This is a genomic window from Actinoplanes siamensis (assembly GCF_016862395.1).
In the GTDB taxonomy this organism is placed as follows: Bacteria; Actinomycetota; Actinomycetes; order Mycobacteriales; family Micromonosporaceae; genus Actinoplanes; species Actinoplanes siamensis.
The window spans coordinates 91,864-107,953 of sequence record NZ_BOMW01000023.1 but is presented as its reverse complement, the minus strand read 5'-3'; the positions used below and the strand labels follow the sequence as shown (position 1 = coordinate 107,953).

Annotated in this window: 16 protein-coding genes; 5 read left to right on the top strand and 11 right to left on the bottom strand. The window is 72.6% G+C overall.

The window, feature by feature from the left end; genetic code table 11:
• Positions 1–99: 99 nt before the first annotated feature.
• From Asi03nite_RS12680 to Asi03nite_RS12665, 4 genes are all read right to left on the bottom strand, one after another.
• A complete protein-coding gene (locus Asi03nite_RS12680; protein WP_203679405.1) occupies positions 100–246 on the bottom strand; it encodes a hypothetical protein in 147 nt (48 codons plus the stop codon).
• Complete coding sequence (locus Asi03nite_RS12675; protein ID WP_203679403.1) at positions 243–851, bottom strand: class I SAM-dependent methyltransferase; 609 nt, start codon at positions 849–851, stop codon at positions 243–245. The genes Asi03nite_RS12680 and Asi03nite_RS12675 overlap by 4 nt, the downstream gene beginning before the upstream one ends.
• Positions 852–995: 144 nt before the next feature.
• Entirely contained in the window at positions 996–1,601 is a 606-nt protein-coding gene (locus tag Asi03nite_RS12670) for a YdeI/OmpD-associated family protein (protein WP_203679401.1), read from the bottom strand.
• A 59-nt stretch (positions 1,602–1,660) separates the two neighbouring features.
• Positions 1,661–1,996, bottom strand: coding sequence for a CU044_2847 family protein (locus tag Asi03nite_RS12665; protein WP_203679399.1), 336 nt, complete (start codon positions 1,994–1,996; stop codon positions 1,661–1,663).
• A 432-nt stretch (positions 1,997–2,428) separates the two neighbouring features.
• Here Asi03nite_RS12665 and Asi03nite_RS12660 point away from each other — a divergent pair, with 432 nt between their 5' ends.
• Entirely contained in the window at positions 2,429–4,012 is a 1,584-nt protein-coding gene (locus Asi03nite_RS12660) for an MFS transporter (RefSeq protein ID WP_203679397.1), read from the top strand.
• A 94-nt stretch (positions 4,013–4,106) separates the two neighbouring features.
• Here the strand turns inward: Asi03nite_RS12660 and Asi03nite_RS12655 are convergent, their stop codons facing one another.
• The gene (locus tag Asi03nite_RS12655; protein WP_239102644.1) at positions 4,107–5,402 is read right to left on the bottom strand and encodes a lipase family protein; all 1,296 of its coding nucleotides are present in this window, start codon (positions 5,400–5,402) and stop codon (positions 4,107–4,109) included.
• 127 nt (positions 5,403–5,529) lie between these two features.
• On the bottom strand, positions 5,530–5,787 hold the full coding sequence (locus Asi03nite_RS12650) for a hypothetical protein (protein ID WP_203679392.1): 258 nt from the start codon (positions 5,785–5,787) through the stop codon (positions 5,530–5,532).
• A gap of 78 nt (positions 5,788–5,865) precedes the next feature.
• Between Asi03nite_RS12650 and Asi03nite_RS12645 the strand changes: the two genes are divergently transcribed.
• Both Asi03nite_RS12645 and Asi03nite_RS12640 read left to right on the top strand, forming a co-directional pair.
• Positions 5,866–6,660, top strand: coding sequence for an SAM-dependent methyltransferase (locus Asi03nite_RS12645; protein WP_239102643.1), 795 nt, complete (start codon positions 5,866–5,868; stop codon positions 6,658–6,660).
• Between the two features lie 3 nt (positions 6,661–6,663).
• Entirely contained in the window at positions 6,664–7,119 is a 456-nt protein-coding gene (locus Asi03nite_RS12640) for a tetratricopeptide repeat protein (protein ID WP_203679389.1), read from the top strand.
• On the opposite strand, the gene Asi03nite_RS12635 is transcribed toward Asi03nite_RS12640, so the two are convergent.
• Positions 7,116–9,323: a CHAT domain-containing protein gene (locus Asi03nite_RS12635; protein ID WP_203679386.1), complete on the bottom strand. Its 2,208-nt coding sequence runs from the start codon at positions 9,321–9,323 to the stop codon at positions 7,116–7,118. The genes Asi03nite_RS12640 and Asi03nite_RS12635 overlap by 4 nt on opposite strands.
• A 42-nt stretch (positions 9,324–9,365) precedes the next feature.
• Between Asi03nite_RS12635 and Asi03nite_RS12630 the strand changes: the two genes are divergently transcribed.
• Positions 9,366–11,138 (top strand): caspase family protein, encoded by a 1,773-nt coding sequence (locus Asi03nite_RS12630; RefSeq protein ID WP_203679384.1) that lies wholly within the window; start codon positions 9,366–9,368, stop codon positions 11,136–11,138.
• 127 nt (positions 11,139–11,265) lie between these two features.
• Here Asi03nite_RS12630 and Asi03nite_RS12625 read toward each other — a convergent pair whose 3' ends face one another.
• The 4 genes from Asi03nite_RS12625 to Asi03nite_RS12610 form a co-directional block, all read right to left on the bottom strand.
• Positions 11,266–12,042 (bottom strand): hypothetical protein, encoded by a 777-nt coding sequence (locus tag Asi03nite_RS12625; protein ID WP_203679381.1) that lies wholly within the window; start codon positions 12,040–12,042, stop codon positions 11,266–11,268.
• Positions 12,043–12,625: 583 nt separating this feature from the next.
• On the bottom strand, positions 12,626–13,225 hold the full coding sequence (locus Asi03nite_RS12620) for a TetR/AcrR family transcriptional regulator (RefSeq protein ID WP_203679379.1): 600 nt from the start codon (positions 13,223–13,225) through the stop codon (positions 12,626–12,628).
• A 68-nt stretch (positions 13,226–13,293) separates the two neighbouring features.
• Positions 13,294–14,391, bottom strand: a complete 1,098-nt coding sequence (locus Asi03nite_RS12615; RefSeq protein ID WP_203679377.1) for a sensor histidine kinase — start codon at positions 14,389–14,391, stop codon at positions 13,294–13,296.
• Complete coding sequence (locus Asi03nite_RS12610; RefSeq protein WP_203679375.1) at positions 14,388–15,047, bottom strand: response regulator transcription factor; 660 nt, start codon at positions 15,045–15,047, stop codon at positions 14,388–14,390. Before Asi03nite_RS12610 ends, Asi03nite_RS12615 begins: the two co-directional genes overlap by 4 nt.
• 149 nt (positions 15,048–15,196) lie before the next feature.
• Between Asi03nite_RS12610 and Asi03nite_RS12605 the strand changes: the two genes are divergently transcribed.
• Positions 15,197–16,057 carry a S1 family peptidase gene (locus Asi03nite_RS12605; protein WP_203679373.1) on the top strand — a complete coding sequence of 287 codons (861 nt, stop codon included), beginning with the start codon at positions 15,197–15,199 and terminating at the stop codon, positions 16,055–16,057.
• Positions 16,058–16,090 lie beyond the last annotated feature (33 nt).

Below are 16,090 nucleotides of genomic sequence, written 5' to 3'. Positions count from 1 at the left end.
CAGTCCGAAGGAGCACCCCGGCGGCCGCCGGCGCATTTGCGGGCCGGGGCTCATGGTGGCTACCGGCGGCGCAAGCAGCCGAACAGGCCTGCGAGCTCGTCACGGTTCTCGGCGGGCAAGCAGTGCGAAGGAATTCGGCAGACGACCAGCCCAGGCCGCGGCATCAACGCCGCCCATACGCCAGAACGGCTCGGGGACCTCCTCCAGATGAAGAATGTGCAAGCCCGCCGCTGCCAGCGTCGTCACGATCTCGCCGAGAGTGTGCTGCCATTGGACCGCTCCGCCGGCAGGGAAGGTGTCGTTGACGTGACTTCCGGAGAAGTAGTTCCGGTCCGCTCGGATGCGAGGCTCATCCTCGTCCCACGACCACAACGGCGCCGCGGGATGCTCTTCGTAGACGAACAGATGTCCGGACGGCCGCAGGAGGCGAGCGATGTCTCGCGCCCATCGGCCGAGGTCGGGCTCCAGATCAACGCGCCCTTGCCGGTGTAGACCAGGTCGGCGCAGGCCTCTGCCAGAGGGGCGCCAGGAAGTTCCGCGACGACGTACCGGCATGGGACACCCAGCTCGATCGCACGTCGTTGGGCCGAGCCGACCGCAACCTCGCTGTAGTCGACTCCCACGACGAACTTCGCGCCCATCTGGACGAGACCGATGTCATCGGTGCCGTTTCCGCTCTGCCAGTGCACGACGTCCGGCGATCCGCGCAACACCTCACGCAACAGGTCGTGCTCGAGGCCGAGAAGCGATGAACCGGCGGCGACCTCCGCCAGCAGAGCTTCGTGCTCGAGGACGTACTTCCGGGATGCGGTCTCCCACGCACGTCTGTTCGCCTGGGTCGTCGGGTCCATGACCGAACGCTGTGCCAGCAGGGAGCGACTGTCAAGGAATCCAGGACCACAGCGCGGCGTCGCAGTGCAACCTTCTGACCGGGACGCGGGGCGCACGGTCACCGGCGACGGCCGGCTGCGCCGGCATCGTCCCGCCGGCCCCGATCACGGGGGGTGCGGAGGCTTGGCCTTCTGCGGGTAGATCGTCTCGTGGCGGGCCAGCATGGCGACGAACTCGCCGATCTTCCGCTCCCGGGTCTGTGCCCGTTTGACGGCGTTGAGCCGATGGATGAGAGCGAACCGGTTCCCCTTGGTGAGCACGTCCAACATGGCCTGGGCGGCCGGGACGGCGGCGATGGCGGCGAGCAGGTCGGCCGGCACCTCGGCTTCCGACTGCGGGGCGTAGGCGGCCGCCCACCGGCCGTCCGCTTTCGCGGCGTCCACCGCGGCGCGGCCCGGGGGCAGCATCCGACCCTGTGCCTCCAGCCGGGCCACGTGCGCGATGTTGCGTTGCGACCAGGAGCTGCGGGGCCGGCGCGGGGTGAGCCGGATCCAGGAGGTCTCCTGATCCCGTCGCCGGGCCTGCCCGTCGATCCAGCCGAAGCACAGGGCCTCGTCGACCGCGTGCTGCCAGGTCAGCGTGGTGACTGTGCCGCCCTTTCTGGTCAGGGCCAGCCAGACGCCGGGCGACGTGGCGTGGTTCGCCGACAACCACGCGCGCAGCACCTCGGCGTCCGCGACGATCAACTCCTCCAGCTCGGCGCTCGCCATGACGGCAGGCTAGCCGACGCGACGTGGCCGCGCCCTCCGCCTGTCGGCCGGTGCGAGCGTCACGGCGAGTTCTCAGGTACGGGGCCGCCGGCCCAGCGCACCGTGACCTTGAAATGGAATCCCGTCTCCGCCTTGGCGATCAGCGCACCCGCCGCCGCGGTCATCACCACACCGAACTCGACAGTTACTTCATCCGGCCCCGCACCACGCAGCTCCTGCAACATCTCCCGGGAGGCCTGCACCACCGGACGAAGCTGGCTGCGCAGGCTGTCGCGCATCTCCACCACGGCATCGGCGGCGCGGCCGGCTTTGATCCGACCGGACACGCCGGCGTCGGCGGACTCCAACAGCAGGTAGCCGCCGCCATCGAGGGGGACATGAACAAGACCTGTCACCGCCGGAGGACATCACACCGATCGTGCCGTCCGCCCCGGATTCTGTGCGCGGTTCCCCCGTTGGAGACTCGACGATCTTGATTGCTGGCGCCCGTTCCCGGCACCGCCACGGGCCCCACGGCGTGCCGATCCCGCCCCCGCCGTCGTGGATCTGCACCTGGTGGTGTGCTGTGCCCTGTACGCCGTCACTCCGCCGGCAGCATCTCGCCCGGCGATTCCGGTACCGACCGGGTGATCGGATCTCGTCGTTGAGCCGTCAAATTCGCCGGGTGATTTCCGGGTACGCCCGAGCGCGGCGCGTGCTGTGCGAGGGGAAAGCCCGGCGGTGTGGGGTCGGCCGGGCTGACCGGAACACCGCCGGACCAGGTGCCGCCGCACCTCCGGGCGCGTCCGGCGTCACATACCCGCGCGGGCGGCGGGTAGACCTCAAACATGAGCACCCAAGCACCTCCCGCCTCGGCCTGGGCGCCGCTGCGGATCGCGGCCTTCCGCAGCCTGTGGCTGGCGCTGCTGGCCAGCAACATCGGCACCTGGATGCAGACCGTCGGCGCGCAGTGGCTGCTGGTCGAGCAGTCCGGCATCGACACCCTGGTGGCGGTCGTGCAGACGGCCAGCACGCTGCCGATCGTGCTGCTGGCGCTGCCGTCCGGGGCGCTCGCGGACACCTTCGACAGGCGGCGGCTGCTGATCGCCGTGCAGTTGTTCCTGACCGCTGTCGGCGTGCTGCTGACCGTGCTGACGCTGGGCGGGCACATGCCGCCGTCGCTGCTGCTGACGCTCACCTTCGTGCTGGGCGCCGGGCAGGCGCTGACCGCCCCGGCGTGGCAGGCGTTGATCCCGGAACTGGTGCCGCGCGCGCAGCTGGCGTCCGCGTCCGCGCTCGGCGCGATCAGCATGAATCTGGCGCGGGCGGTCGGCCCGGCGGTGGCCGGGGTGCTGATCGCGCAGGCCGGAACGGCAGTGGTGTTCGGGCTCAACACGCTGTCGTTCGCGGTGTTCGCGCTGGTCCTGTGGCTGTGGAAGCCGGCGGCCGCGGATTCCGGTGGCATGCCGGAGCCGTTCGTCGCGGCGGTCCGCTCCGGCAGCCGGTACGTGCGGCACTCGCCGGTGGTGCGACGGATCCTGCTGCGCGCCGCGCTTTTCCTGGTGTCCGGCAGCGCGCTCTGGGCGCTGCTGCCGCTGGTGGCCAGCCGCCGGCTCGGCCTGGGCTCCGGCGGGTACGGCATCCTGCTCGCCGCGGTCGGTCTGGGCGCGGTGGGCGGCGCGCTGCTGCTGCCCCGGATGCGGGCGCGCTGGTCGATGAACCGGCTGCTGCTGACCGCGAGTGTCGGGTTCGCGGTGGTGCTGGCCGTGCTGGGGCTGGTCCGGTCGGAGGCCGCGGTGGTGGTCGCGCTGATTCCGGCCGGTGTGGCCTGGGTGATGGTGTTGTCCAGCGTGAACGCCGCGATGCAGCTGTTCCTGCCGAACTGGGTGCGGGCCCGGGGTCTCGCCGTCTACCAGATGGTCTTCGCCGGGGCGCAGGCCGTCGGTGCGCTGGCCTGGGGTGCGCTGTCGGACGCGGTGGGCCTGATGCCGGCGTTGGTCGCGGCGGCCGGGCTGATGCTGGCTGGTGCGGTGACGCTGCGCTGGTGGCCGATGCGCGACACCAGCGGGCTGAACCGGGACCCGGCGAACTACTGGCCGGTGCCCCATCTGGAACTGGACCCGGAGGAGCACGACGGGCCGGTGCTGGTGCTCACGTCGTACCCGGTCAGCGCGGAGCGGGAGGAGGCGTTCGTGGACGCGATGCGGGACGTGCGGCGTAGCCGGCTGCGGACCGGGGCGGTGCGCTGGGGGCTGTTCCAGGACGGTGAGCGGGCCGGGCGGTACGTGGAGGCGTACCTGGTGCCGAGCTGGGACGAGCATCTGCGGCAGCACACCGGCCGGCTGACCGGGACCGATCAGGCGATCGAGGAGCGGGCCAAGGCGCTGGCGGACGGCCCGCCGGAGGTGAGCCACCTGCTGTCGCGGGAGTGAGTGCGGTGCACCGCGCCCGGGTCCTGCAACAGCCGTTCGTCGTGCGGGTCGCCGATCCGCGCGGGGCCGCCGGCGCCAGCGGCCCCGCTCCGCCTCAGTTCAGCAGCGAGCAGTTGGTGATCGCCGGAAGCCCGGCCAGGCGCAGGGCCAGCCAGTCGGTCGCCGGCCCCTGGTCGGCCAGCAGCGGGCCGAAGTGGTTCAGCAACGCGCTCCCGGTCGCCGGCAGCACGACCGGGGCGTAGACCACCTTCCCGCCGAGCCGGCACCAGTCCGCGGCCATCGTCCGGGCCTGCGCGAACGGCACGAGGTTGTCGCTCACCCCGATGGCCACCCGGACCACCCCGGCCGGCTTGCGGGCGCCGATGCGCTGCTCGTCGAGGTACCCCCGCAGCGCCGGCTCGGCCGCGACGATCTCGGCGACCGTCTGGCCGGACGTGGTCCACGACGAACTGCGCCGGCCCGCGTACCTGAGGATGGCGTCCCCGACGCACATCGTCGACAATTTCTGCAGTACGGCGCGGCCACCGTCACTGAGATACCGATCGAGCAGCGACCGCAGCGCTGGTTGCGACTGCGCGAACCCGTTCACCGACCAGCCGAGCGCGCCGACCAGCTCCGACCCGTCGATCGCCGAGGTCACCTCGGTCAGGTCGGCCGGCGGCGCTCCGGCGTAGGTGGCTGTCACCTTCACGTCCGGCGCGTACGACGACTGCAGCTCGGCCGCCGCCGCGACCGCGCCGCCACCCTGGCTGTAGCCGTAGAGCCCGACCACCGACCGGGCGGTGATCGAGGTCCGCGGCAGCGCCCGGGCGGCCCGGGCCGCGTCGAGCACGGCGTGCGCCCCGTCGACGCGGTTGACGTAGGTGTGCAGCCGGTCGGTGGTTCCCAGCCCCACGTAGTCGGTCTGCACCACGGCGACACCCTTGAGCAGCAGCCGGTACATCGTCAGTATCTCGTACCCGATCGAGACCGTGAGCTGGTCGTTCTCGGTGCCGAGGACCAGGCCGCGCTGCAGGGCCAGCGAGGTGGAGCACTGATCGCCCTGGCCCATCGTGCCGGGCGCCAGCACGACCAGCGGCCGCGGGCCGAGCCCCAGCCAGGGCAGGGCCGGCTCCACGTAGGCGCCGGTCACGGCGACCGCTTCGCCGTTGGAGTCGGTGGACTTGTACATGATCCGGGTGGCGGTGCCGGGCAGCGTGCCGGTGATGCCCGGCAGCGACAGCGCCAGTCGCAGCGGCTCGCTGCGGACCAGCGCGCCGTCGGCCGCCGGCAGCGTCGCCGGCGGGTCGTAGAAGTCGGGGACGGCGCCGGCGGCCCCGGCCGGGGCCGGAGCCGCGGCGAGAACGCCCAGGACAGAGGCGGTGAGCAGGACGGTGAGGATGCGGGACATGGACAGCCTCCGGTGGCTCGGCTGCGGGTTACCGGACGGTAACGAGCGCAACCGAGACATTCCAGAGGGTCGATCCCTCAGGTCGGGCGGTGGTCGTCGGGGAGTCGCCGGCTGCCCGCCGACGTGCTCAGGGTGGGCACCGGATGGTCCGCAGCACCTCTCCGGTCTCCGACATCACGACGGTCACCTGCTGGACGGCATCCGCACCGAGCACCCGCGCCGTGCCGCACGGGTTCTCGATGCTGGGCCGCGGCGGCTCGGCGCCCTCGTCGGTGACCCCGAGCAACGCCACGCCGGCGACCACCAACACCAGGTGGCGGGGACGCCACCGGGAGGCCTGCCGGGCGGCCACCGGCGCCGGCGAGTCGAGATCGATGATCGGCACACGCCGATTCTAGGTGGTCGCCGGACGTTGCGACGCCCAGCCGGTCCGGTGTGGACATCGGCGCGCTAAGGTGCCCCCGTGGACCAGATCGACCCGACGCAACCGCACCCGGCCCGGCGGTACAACTACTGGCTGGGCGGCAAGGACCACTTCGCCGCCGACCGGGCGTCCGGGGACGAGCTGGAGCGCCTGTTCCCGAAGGTGCGACTCGGCGCGCTGGCCAACCGGGCGCTGCTGCAGCGGGCCACCCGCTTCCTGGCCGCGGAGGCCGGGATCCGGCAGTTCCTGGACATCGGCACCGGGCTGCCGACCGCGGACAACACCCACGAGGTGGCGCAGCGGCACGCCCCGGAGAGCCGGATCGTCTACGTGGACAACGACCCGCTCGTGATGGTGCACGCCCGGGCGCTGCTGAACAGCAGTCCGCAGGGGCGCACGGCGTACATCGAGGCCGACCTCAACCACCCGGAGCGGATCCTCGGCCATCCGACGCTGCACGAGACGCTGGACCTGAAGCAGCCGGTCGCCCTGATGCTGATCGCCGTGCTGCACTTCGTGCACGGCCACGGCGCGGCCAGGCCGATCGTCCGCACCCTGCTCGACGCGCTCCCCCCGGGCAGCTACCTGGTCGCCACGCACGCCACCTCCGACTTCGGGACGCCCGAGCAGCAGGCGCTCTACCAGCAGCTGGTGGAGTCGGGGAAGTCGGACGTGTGGACCCGGGGCAAGGCCGAGTTCACCGAGCTGTTCGAAGGGCTGGAGCTGGTCGAGCCCGGTGTGACGCCGGCCAGCGAGTGGCGGCCCGACCCGGGGACGGAGATCCCGGAGCGCTCGGACATCAACGTGTGGACCGCCGTCGGGCGCAAGCCCTGACCGATGGACGACCCGATCCTCGCCCGCATCGGCCAAGCGGTGGAACTGCACCACGGTCGCGGCGAGCCGGCCGCCGCCCGTGACCTGTTCGCCCGGATCTGGGCGGAGATCGGCGGAGAACAGGCGGACCCGCTGCACGTCTGCGTGCTGGCGCACTCGATGGCCGACGTCCAGGACGACGTGGAGCAGGAGCTGCTCTGGGATCAGCGGGCCCTGGCAGCGGCCGGCCGGATCACCGACGAGCGGGTGGCGCGGGCCGGGGTGCCGCTGTCGGTGGCCGGGCTGTATCCGTCGCTGCACCTGAACCTGGCCGACTGTCACCGCAAGCTGGGTGATCCCCGCAGCGCCCGCGAGCACCTCGAACAGGCGCGGGCCGGCCTCGGCGCGCTCGGCGACGACCACTACGGCCGCCTGATCAGAGACGGTCTGGTACGGCTGGAGAGGCTCCTGGAAGGCTAGGCGACGCCGGCCACCCGGAAAGCCGCCCACACCCGCGGATCGGCGGTCTCCGGGTCGTCCAGCATCTCCAGCTGCGCCGTCCGCAGCGCCGCCCCCGGCGGCCGGCCGTCCTGGACGAGCTCGTGGAAGCGCCGCATCAACGGCGCCGTGAGCTCGTCGGGGATCCGCCACAGGCTGGAGACGACAGTGTTCGCGCCGGCCACCAGGAACGCGTTGGCCAGCCCGATCGTACTGTCCGGATGGTCGTCTCCCAGCGCGGTCTGGCAGGCGCTGAGCACGACCAGACGGGCGCGCGTGCCGGCGTCGTACCGATAGATCTCGTCGGCCGACAGCGGACCGTCGGCGAGCGCCAGGAAGGAGCTCAGCGGACTGCCCTGATCGTAGTAACCGTGCGTGGCGATGTGCACCACGTCCCGCTTCTGAGGAGTTCCGCGGAGTACGGACCGGGTGGCCGCTTCGTCCAGGAACGGTTCCACGCCGAGCAGGTCCGCGACCTGGCGCGCCTCCGTGCCCGCCCCCGGCAGCGGGGCGGGACGCACCGGCACCGGGCCGGCCCAGGTGTTCCACTGGACCGTCTCGTCGAACCGGGAGCGGCCCAGGACCAGGCTGCCGGTCTCCGGTGGCCGCCGCTTCAGGGAGCCGACCAGCAGCTCCAGCGCGGTCGCCGACGGGGCGACCGACACCTGCAGCTCCTCGAGGAGATACCGGCCGCGCGGGGTGCGCAGGGCGGCCAGCGGCAGCGGCTCCAGCCAGGGATCGGGGATCACCACCAGCCGGTCCAGGCCGCCCAGGACGTCGTCGATCTCCGGCGGGATCAGGGCCGCGTAGCCGGCGGACAGCGCTTCGTCCAGGTCCGCGTCGGGTTCTGGCGACTGCGGCGAGCCGGAGATCTGCCGGGCCAGCTCACCCGGACCGCCGGAAAGATAGGGCAGGGCCGTCCCGAGAGCGGCCAGCGCCGGGTCCGGGCCACCAGCGGTCCCGGCCAGGATCTCGCCGTCCGGGCGGACGAGCCACGCGGCCACGCCGTCCGGCTGGCGCATCAGATAGAGCAGCGGGCCACACGCCGTCACCAGGTCGCCGATGCCGGACGCGTCGATGGTGGGCGTGCTCTGCAGCACTCCGCCCAGTCGCATGACCGTGGTCATGTCCAGCCGCGTCATGGGGTGGTTACGGCTCATCCACGAGGAGAGGGAACCGCCGACGATCGACTCGAAGGCGCCCAGGGCCCTCGCGTCCGCGCCGAGCTTCCGGAGCACCAGGACGAGGTCCCGGCCGACCAGGTGCAGGTGCTCGGACACCAGGTAGCTGAGCTGGTGGGCGAGGGGACCGGCAGCGGTGGTGGCCCGCTGCCGGTTGAAGACGAGGTTGCTGGTCGCCAGCGCCAGGTCGGCGAAGACCCGTTCGGCCGCCGCGGGGTCCGCGACGACCGCCGGCAGGTGACGGCGAGCTTCCGCGTAGACGGTCATGGCATCGTGCGCGTCGTTCCCCTCGCCCGCGGCGGACCGGGCGATCCTGCCGGAGGACACCAGGACGTCGACGAAATCCATCTGCCCGACCTCGCCGGCCGCGGCCTGGATCAGGATTTCCCACGCGCCGTACTCCGCGCAGGTGGTCCGCAACCGATCCTGCACCGCGCGCCGTTGCCGGTGGTCGCCACTCAGCCGGGCCAGTCGCTGCCAGGCATGCAGCAGCGGCGGCGACTCCGGCGGCGGCACCCGGCCGGCGATCGCCGCGACGAGCGGGCACACCGCGGCCGCGTCGGCCGGGATGCCGTCGGCCACGTCTCCGACCGGAGTGTCCTCCCGAACCCGGTCCACGATCTCGCGGACGACCTCCCGGAGCGTCCAGATGTTCGTGGTCGCGGACACCACGCCACCCGCGTCCGCCAGCACCGCGGCGGTGAACAGGCCCAGCCGACCGGCGCGGAACGAGCCGGACAGGTCCCCGCGGCGACGCTTGTCGCGGCCCTGTTCGAGAGCGGTTCCGGTCACGTCCCGCAGGCATTCCGCGATCGCCGGGTCCGCCGCCCAGCGCGTCAAGCCGGCCAGCAACTCCTCAGACCCCGCGTCCAGGATCTCCGCACCGGGGGGTCCCGGCAGCGCGGCGACCGGCATGACCTCCGCGGGGCCCAGCGTGATGACGAGCATCCGGATCCCCCGCTCGCGGGCATACCGCTCGGTCGTCCTGGCGATGTCGTGACTCATGCCGGACGATGCTTCCAGAGAGGACACGGACGAGGGAGCCCCGTGGGACGGAACGTGTACGCCCTTCTCGTCGGGATCGACAGCTACCCGGCGCCGATGTCCCCGCTGGCCGGCTGTGTCAACGACGTGCACGCCGCGCGCGCCCTGCTCGCCGCCCGGTCCACCCTGCGCCCGCTCACTCTGACCGACCGCGCGGCCACCCGGGAGGCGGTTGTCACCGCCTTCCGCGCGCACCTCGGGCAGGCCGCCGCCGATGACACCGCGGTCTTCTGGTTCTGCGGTCACGGCTCCCGGGAACCGTCGAGCCCCGGGGATCCGGAGCGCTGGAACGAGACGATCGTGCTGGTGGACAGCCGTTCACCGGGCGTGCGGGACCTCGCCGACAAGGAGCTCTCCGCCCTGGTCGCCGAGATCAGCGGCCGCGGCGCGCACGTCCTGGTCGTCCTCGACTGCTGCCACTCCGGTTCCGGCGTCCGCGGCGTGGGCCGGTCGGAGCGCTGGGTGCCGCGCGACCTCCGCCCCCGGGACGGACATCTGACCGGCGCGGACGGCGCGGTCGCCCGGTACGTGCTGCTCGCGGCGTGCCGGCGGGACCAGACGGCCAGGGAGGTCGTGGTGGCCGGGACGGTGCGGGGCGCCCTGTCCGCCGCCCTGGACCGTACGCTGCGCCGTACCCCGGGGTCGATCTCCTACCGTGACCTGCACGCCTGGTCCGCGGCGGCGGTGCACGCCCTGGCGCCCGGCCAGACCCCGGTCCTGGAGGCGCCGGCCGCGGACGACGTCATGCGGCCGTTCCTCGGTGGCGCAACGGCCCCGGCTGCTCCGGTCCTGACCGCCGCGTACCGGCACGGCGCCGGCTGGGTGCTCGACGCCGGGGCGATCCACGGCATCCCACCCGCCGGGCGCACCGAACTGGACCTCTACCGGATGGCCGGCGGTGACGTCCCGGTGGCGCGGGCCACCGTCAGCGAGGTCGGGGCCGCCACCGCCCGGCTCGACGTGCGCCCGCCCCTCGACGAGACCGCCGTCCACCGGGCCGTGCTGCGTGCGCTCCCGGTCGCCGGGGCGCCGGTCGCGGTGACCGGCGACACGGCCGTGCGCGCGCTGCTCGACCGGTCACCGCTGGTCCGGCTGGTCCCGCCGCAGGCCGCCGAACTGCTGGTCACCTGTGTGGACGGCCGGGCCCGGATCACTCGCGGCCCGAGCGGCGATGCGCTGACCGAGGACCGGTGGGGCGTCGCGGACACGGTGTTCGCCGTCGAGCGGATCGCCCGCTGGCAGGCTGTCCGGGACCGGGCCAACCCGGCCCCGCCCATCGCGGCGGAATCAGCCGGACTGGCCGTCGAGATCGACGAGGTCCGGGCGACGATCCGGGTCCGGGTGAGCAACGGCGGGCCGCGCCGGCTCTTCTACGCGATCCTGGCGCTCAGCGACACGTTCCGGATCGCCTCCCTGATCCCCGGCGGCGGTGAGTGGCTGGATCCCGGCGAGCACCTGTGGCTGCGGGGCGACGACGGCCGGCCTCGCCTGCACCTGATCGTCCCGCGCGGCCGGGAGAGCGCGACCGACCTGCTCAAACTTTTCGTCGCGGGGGAGGAGTTCGACGCCCGCACACTCACGCAGCCGAACCTGCCGCCGCCCGCACCGGCCCGCGACCTGGGCCCTGTCGGAGCCGGCCGGATCACGGGCCTGCCGGCCACCGCTGACGATTGGACCACGCGGGAGGTGGTCGTCACCACGGTGCGCCCGGTCCGAGCGCCGGGTTCGGCGCCTTTCTGCTGGCGGGCCGTCGACCAGCACGACCCCGGGTCATGAGGCGAGTGGCCGGCGACGCCGCGCGCTCCAGCCGGTGTGGGTCGCAGCGGCGGCATCGGGGTCTACCGAGATGTACGCGTCCGCAACGGCCGCTCGGCGCAGCCGCAACAGTCGAAGGACAGGACAGTCAGTCCACGTCGATGGCGGCGAGGACCGTGTCGGCAGGGTCGGTGGCTGACACCGCGCTGGTGGCCGCCACCAGCAGTAGCAGGCTCGCGGTGAGAGCCATGACGACGCCGATGCTCCGGCGCATGAAGCTGACCCGTGAGTCGTCGGCGACGCGCCGCCTCCACAGAGACACACTCGCCAGGCCGGTTGCCGCCATCACCGTGGCGGCCATCGCGGCCATGATCCAGTGGTAACGCTCGGCCTCCCCGAGAAGCACTGTCAGCGCGGGGGAACTGGCGTGCGGGCCGGTCGACTGCGTCAGCCCCTCCCGCATCTCGCGCAACGTCCGAGCGAGTTCGTTGCCGGGTGTTTCGCCGGCCATCAGCGGCAGCAACGCGATCAGCGGTACGACGGTCGCCTGGACGTTCAGGATCAGCAGTCCCGTCGCAAGGACGGCGAAGACGGTCGCGCCGACAGCGCCCACCGCGTTCCTCGCCGCGCCGTGCAGGTATCTCCGCCACAGCGCGACGGCGAGCAGGACGAAGACCATGAGCATCAACGAGCTGATCACCACCTTGATCGCGTGCCATCGGAACCAGTAGTCGGTGAGCCTGGCCAGGAGAGCGGGGAACTCCGGTCCGCCACCTCGCCAATACTCGACGAGACCGCGCCCGACTGCGTCCCGCCGTGCCTCCTCGTCGCTGAACACCGCATCGGTGGCGTTCAGGATGGCGGCCGGGGCGAGCACGAATGCCGCCACCAACGCCGAGCCGGCGGCCAGGAGTAACGCGATCACCGACCTCGAAGACAGGTGAACCCTGCTCATGGCCGCCATCCCGCCACCCCGGGCACCGGCCGCACGTCCGTCCGGACCACGTCGGTGGCCCAGCTGGGAGGCCGATCGTCCCCGGTGGATCCGACGCCGACGTTCGCGGTCGGGAGCTGCCGGGCAGCTGCTGCCCGGGGAAAAGCCTGTCGTGGTGTCCGTAGTAGAAGATCGCACGGGTCTGAGTAGATCAACGGCGCGGTCTCCGGGGCACTACGGCAGACTCCCGTGACCATGGTGGGGCCAGCCCTACCCGGGCCGAGCACTGAGATGCTTCAACAGCTGCCGCACAACGCGCTGCCTCCGACGGCTCAGCACCATGGGTAAACCCGCCCACCGCGGCGCGGACGCCCGGACCGACCGCTCTCCCGTCGGCGCCGAAGTCGGCTCGGCCGGGCGCGCCAGCAGGCGCGGATCTCGTCGGCGTCGGCGAACGACTGGACGTACACGTACCGCGACAGGCATGTCCGTCCGCAGTCGCCGTCGCCACCCTTGCTGACGTAGCGCTGGTGCGCGGCGAGGCGGAATCGCAGCGGCGGTCGACGGGCCGGCTTCAGGTGGTCACCGGGTGGAGCAGGAAACCGACCAGTTCGCGGGCGTGCGCCCCGGCCCGGGCGGCCAGCTCGGCGCGGCCGTCCGGCGGGGTGGTCAGAGCGTGCATCATCGCGCCGCCGGCCAGCGTGTTCAGCAGCAGCGTGACAGAGGTGGCCGGGGGCAGCTCGCCGCGGCTGATGCCGCGGCGGATGATGTCGCGGGCCGCGGAGATCTGCGATCGGCGCATCGCGGCGTAGTGGTCCGCGATCCCGGTGATCGAGGCGGCCTCCAGGTTCAGGCGCAGCGCCGCGCGGCTGGCCGGGCCGGCGTAGAGGCTGATCATCTGGGTGGCCAGCTCGACCAGGTCGCCGTGCAGGGTGCCGGTGTCGACGTCGCCGACCCGGGGCAGGCCGGCGGTCAGGGCGTCGGTGAGTAGCACCTCCTTGCTGCTCCAGCGCAGGTAGAGGGTGGCCTTGCCGATGCCGGCGCGGCGGGCGACGGTCTCCATGGCGAAGCCGGCCCAGCCCAGGTCGCCGAAGACGTCCAGCGCGGCCTGGGTGATGCGCCGGTCGACCTCGGGGTCGCGGGGGCGGCCAGGGCCGGCCGGGGAAGCGCTCATCAGACAAGAGGATAACGACCCGGCCGGCGATCCACGGACAAGGACGACCCGGCCCGGCGGGGTCCCGGTCACCCGGACGGTGAGCCCGCCGGCGGGAACGACACGTCGACCCGCAGGCCGTCGCCGCCGGTGGAGGTGGCGGCGATGGTGCCGTCGTGCGCGCGGGTGATCGAGCGGGCGATGGCCAGGCCGAGACCCGCGCCGCCACTGTGGTCGATCCGGGCGGCCGTGCGCCGCCGGAACGGCTCGAACAGCGCGGGCACCTCGTCCGGCGGGATGTCGTCGCCGGTGTTGACCACGGTCAGCGCCGGGGTGTCGCCGACGTGTACCTCGATGGTGCCGTCCGGGCGGTTGTACTTGACCGCGTTCTGCACCAGGTTGGTGACCAGCCGCTCCAGCAGCACCTGCTCGCCGGCCACCACCCGGGGCCGCAGGTGCGTGGTGATCGTGACGCCGGCCTCGGCGGCGCGTTTGCGGTGCGCGTCGACCACCGCCTCGGTGATCAGGTCCAGTCGCAGCGGCGTGTGCGACATCAGCCCGCGATCGCTCTCGCTGAGCACCAGCAGACCCTCGATCAGGCGCTCGTTGCGCTCGTTGGTGTCCAGCAGCTGCCCGGTCAGCAGTTCCAGTTTCTCCGGCCCCAGCGACTGCGCCATGCTGACCTCGATCAGCGTGCGCTGCACCGCCAGCGGCGTACGCAGTTCGTGCGAGGCGTCCGCGGCGAAGCGGCGCTGCGCCTCGTAGCCCACCGCGATCCGGTCCATCATCTCGTCGATCGCCCGGCCGAGCCGGGCCAGCTCGTCGCCGCTGTCACCGGGCCGCAGCCGGTGTCCCAGGTTCTGTGGCCCGACGTCGGCGATCAGCGGGACCATGTCCCGGACCGGCCGCAGGCACCAGCGGATCGCCGGGAGGCTGACCAGCACCATCGCGATCAGGATCAGCAATTCCAGCGACGTGTGCGGAATGCTGGGCCGCCGGTAGATCTGGACGCAGATGAAGGAGGTGGTGTCGTCCGGGGCGCGCAATGCGGGCAGGGCGCACCAGGCCGGCCCGAACGCCGACCACAACTCCAGTACCCGGGACGCCAGCCATGGCGCGAACTGCGCCGCGACCAGCAGGACCGCGGCGACGAACAGCATCCGCCGGGCCGGCGAGCCGATCCTCATGAGCCCAGCCGGTATCCGACGCGCGGAACCGTGTGGATCAGCGGCGGCTCGCCGAGTTTCCGGCGCAGCGTCATGATGGTCACCCGGACCGTGTTGGTGAACGGATCGGCGTGCTCGTCCCACGCCTGTTCCAGCAGCTCCTCGGCGCTGACCACGCGGCCGCCGGCACGCATCAGCACGTGCAGCACGGCGAACTCCTTCGGCGACAACGACAGCACCAGGCCGTCACGGGCGGCGGTGTGCCGGGTCACGTCCAGCACGATCCCGTCCCGCTCCAGCACCGGCGGCAGCGCCGGCGCCGACCGCCGGAACAGCGCCTGCAAGCGTGCCACCAGCTCGGCGAACGCGAACGGCTTGGTCAGGTAGTCGTCGGCGCCGAGCCCCAGGCCCTCGACCCGGTCGCGGATGCCGACCGCCGCGGTGAGCATCAGCACCCGGGTGCCGGCGTCCGAGCCGGCGATCCACCGGCAGACGTCGTCGCCGCTGCGCCCGGGCAGGTCCCGGTCGAGGACGGCGACGTCGTAGCGGTTGACGCCGAGCCGTTCGACGGCGCTGTCCCCGTCGTAGACGACGTCGACCGCCATCGAGAACCGGCGTAACCCCTCGGCCACCGTGTCGGCCAGAATCCGCTCGTCCTCGGCGACCAGCACCCGCACCCGCGTCCCTCCGTCACCTACCGCTGTCCGTTGCAGGCTTCCAGAGCCCAGATAAAGCTGCCATAAGTACGCCTCTGACGGTCCCCGAACGTTGCGCCGCGCAACATCGGTGCCCCAGTCCCTGCGGAATTCCCCCGGTGGTGCGTCCCGTGTCCCGTCTGCTGACGAACCTACTCACGATCGTGCTGGTGGTGCTGGCCGGCTCCCGGCCGGCGTACGCCATCGCGTACGGCGCGGACGCACCCGACGGCGACTATCCGTTCTCGGTCCGGCTCACCATGACCGGCATTCCGACCGAGGACGGCGGCACGCGGGACAGCTGGTGCTCGGGAGCGCTGATCGCGCCGCGCTGGGTGATCACTGCCGGTCACTGCTTCCGGGACGCCGCGGGCAAGCGGGTCGAGCGCACGGTCGCCCGGCGTACCACCGCGATCGTCGGCCGCACCGTGCTGGGCCGGCCCGGCGGTCACGAGATCGAGGTCGTGGACGTCCGGCAGTCCGGCTCCGCGGACGTCTCGCTCGCCGAGCTGGCGACACCTGTCACCGACGTCCCCCCGCTGGGGGTCGGCGACAGCCCGCCCGCGGCGGGGGAGAAGGTCCGATTGACGGGGTACGGGCTGGCGCGCGACGGATCCACCACCCCGGACCGGCTGCAGACCGGCGAGTTCGTGATCGACCGGGTGGGCGACGCGACCCTGGAGATCTCCGGCCGGGCGCCGCACCCGGACACCAGCGCCTGCGAGCACGACTCCGGCGGCCCCTACTTCCGGGAGGACCCGCCGGTGCTGGTGGCCGTGGTCAGTTCCGGACCGGCGTGCCCGCACGAGGGGCCGGACACGAGCGCGCGCACCGACAATCTGGCGTCGTGGATCGACGACACCGTCACGGCCGGGCCGGGTCTGCCGTACGTACCGGCAATCGGTCTTTCCGCTCTTGCTCTCGCCCTGCTCGCCGGGCTGATCTGGCTCGGCCCTGGGACACGGCGTGGGGCACGCCGCGGGCCAGGCTGACTTCCGCGAGGCGGCGCGCGGTACCTATCTTGT